Below are 2,593 nucleotides of genomic sequence, written 5' to 3' on the forward strand. Positions count from 1 at the left end.
AAAAATCTCAATGCGGACAGCGCGTTCACCGATAATGAAACAGGTTCGCCTGCTCATGCGGACGCCCCTGATCCTGATCTGCCTCCTCCTGCGGATTTACCCGCCGGCGGTGCAAAAGGGCCGGGCCAGGTTACCCCTGATGCAATAAGCCCCCCCAAGCTCAGCTCGGTTGAAGACCTGTTTGGGCAGACATTTGAAAGTATCCCGCTGTCGCACCTTCCCAATTGGAAGACCGGTTCGCTTGTAAATGATGGGGTGTTGGGCGAGCAACTGTCCCTTCAAACCCTTAACGAAAAAACCGGCCTCAATTTCAAACCTCTGCAAAACAGTAGCAACCACGGCTGCGATGGATGCGCGGTTGCGATCAATGGCGATACGATTACCGTGGTGGTGATGGATGCGAAGTCTTCGGTAAATGGCGTGAGTAAGGCCGGTACGCCGCAGGGAGATCCGGAGACGAGGTTGAGAGGGTGGTTGGGTAATAGCTCAATTGCCGATTCGGACCCAGCGTTACGTGATGCCTTGCGAGCAGCGCTGCTTTCTGAAAACGTCAAGGTCCAAGGCGTGACCGTCAAAGTCGGTGTTCCTGCCCCCGGTAAAACAGGTGTAGCAGAATTTAAGGTGGAACCATGGTCCAAGAAATAATTCAGTGCGAGCGCTCGGGCGTAAACCCGAAATGGCCTTCTTACAAAAGTGTGCTGGGGCGCATAGCGAAGGGGCCACATGTCTCGGATGAATATGAGATAGCCGGTATTCGCGGGTACGTTACTCGCGAGGATGCTTCGCTGAAGCGTTCAATGATGGTTCCAAACCGAAACAATGCAACAGATGCTCGTGCAGAATGGATGTCGGTGACAAGGGCTCACAAAGTACTTGCCACTGCAACGGGAAACGCGCGATGGCTTTCCGAATTGGCACACTGGATGCGTTACTACCAAGTAGGCATTTGGCAGTTGTTTTTTTGGGCGGGGCAGTTTGACGTTTTGGCTAAAGCCGTAGGTAATGACAGACGCCAACAAAACTACAGCATCCAAACCGCTGCCAACATGATGGCCGCCATGGCGATTCTGGGCTGGAAGGAAGCCGTCATCCACCAAGGCTATTTGACCCATGCGGCGCTCAACCGCGGTCATCAACTGGTAATCGAGTACGAAGAGCAGCACCGCCGCGCCCAAGCCTTTATGCTGCGTGTGTTTGCCGATTGGGTGGGCGATGTCTCGCACCAATGGCCTGCGTATGCTTACGACGAACCCATCTACGAAGCCTTATTGGCTAAGTGGCGCACTCCCAGCCCCGACGACCTGATGCCCTGTCTGTTGGCCGCGTGTGACCTCCACACTTGGCAAACCGGCAAAGAGAGCCAGAAGAACTCCTACGACTTCAATCAGGACTGGCACTTGGAGCGCGTGCCGGTGGAAATTCTCTATATCCTGCGCCTGCGCCAGTGGGAAGGTTTAGCCAATCCGCAGAAGATTGATCATCCGCTGCTGGCCGCGCCCTTTGATCAATTGCCGCCCGAGCAGCCAGTGCCTGAGTTGGACGAGTTGATGCAAGGTGTACTCAACCGTGCCAGAGAAGACTGGCCAAATTACGATGACGTGCTGGCTTTGCCAGCGCTGAAAGGTTGAATAGGGTGCAAGAGGAGCGACAACTGCTGGGGAGCCTGCTGGCGCACCTCCCAAAAATCCATTGCTTGATGATTCGATTTCGAGAGATTGGTGATCGTCTGGTCGTGAACCAAGGGCCAACATCTACCTGCGGACACAATTCTCGCGGTATGGTTCTGGATACGTTGGGCAAGGAGGTTGATGTAGGATCTCTTATCCAAAAAGGGTTAAAGGGGACGGACCCCTTAATTATGCGGAAACGCTTGAAGGCGTGAGTAATCCTTTAGCGCAAGCTGCACGCCAAAGAGCTTTAGATACAATTCAACGTATCAACTCAGCTTTAAATGGTGCAGGAATATGAAGTTTCGTGATTTGGAAAAAGCAACTTCGGGCAGTTGGTTGTCAGAAGGCAAGAGTTCACCTTTGACTGAATGGTATCTGTCCGTGCGCGACATTAATTTAAGTCAGTTGGGCGTGGGGGATATTTGTCGTGCGCTGCGGCAAAATTTGTTTGTCAGTGAAGTTTTACCTTTCGCAGTAGCCTTGCTGAATGATGACGTTTTGACAGGGGAGAGGTATGACGGCGAGTTAATCGTAGCTCTTTCCGGTTTGAGTTCGAAGTATTGGCAAGAAAATGCTAGTGCTGCGTACCAAGCTGCTCACGCTTTGGCTGAGGTTAGACAGTTAAGCAAAGATGCCAACTTGTTAAGAGATGCTTTAACCTTGGCAAATGTTCTTGGAGAAGTGAATAAACCAAGAGGGTAAAAGTGGACGGCCCCCTTTTTATCTGAGGTAGCAGCTGTGGAAGTTGTCAAGTGTACTATGAGTCAACTAAAGATCAATGTCAGTCGTGATGAGCTACTTGTCATAAATGCCGCATTGGATGAAGGATGATTAAAGGGTCGGACCCCTTTTTTCTGTGTTCAGTATCCGTTGCAAGGACAAATTCCCGATTCTTATGCGAATCTTGGAAATGGGCATGTTGT

3 protein-coding genes are annotated in these 2,593 nt (G+C 51.5%); all 3 read left to right on the plus strand.

From position 1 onward, the window contains the following. A partial coding sequence (locus BMY98_RS27780) for a hypothetical protein (protein WP_245760133.1) occupies nucleotides 1-645 on the plus strand: 645 nt, incomplete at its 5' end. 308 nt (nucleotides 646-953) lie between these two features. After that, on the plus strand, nucleotides 954-1,628 hold the full coding sequence (locus BMY98_RS26480) for a hypothetical protein (RefSeq protein WP_074893751.1): 675 nt from the start codon (nucleotides 954-956) through the stop codon (nucleotides 1,626-1,628). 336 nt (nucleotides 1,629-1,964) lie between these two features. Beyond that, nucleotides 1,965-2,372, plus strand: a complete 408-nt coding sequence (locus BMY98_RS27175) for a contact-dependent growth inhibition system immunity protein (RefSeq protein ID WP_139214599.1) — start codon at nucleotides 1,965-1,967, stop codon at nucleotides 2,370-2,372. The last annotated feature ends 221 nt before the right edge of the window (nucleotides 2,373-2,593 follow it).

Origin of the sequence: Pseudomonas graminis (genome assembly GCF_900111735.1) — a bacterium.
Classification (GTDB): domain Bacteria; phylum Pseudomonadota; class Gammaproteobacteria; order Pseudomonadales; family Pseudomonadaceae; genus Aquipseudomonas; species Aquipseudomonas graminis.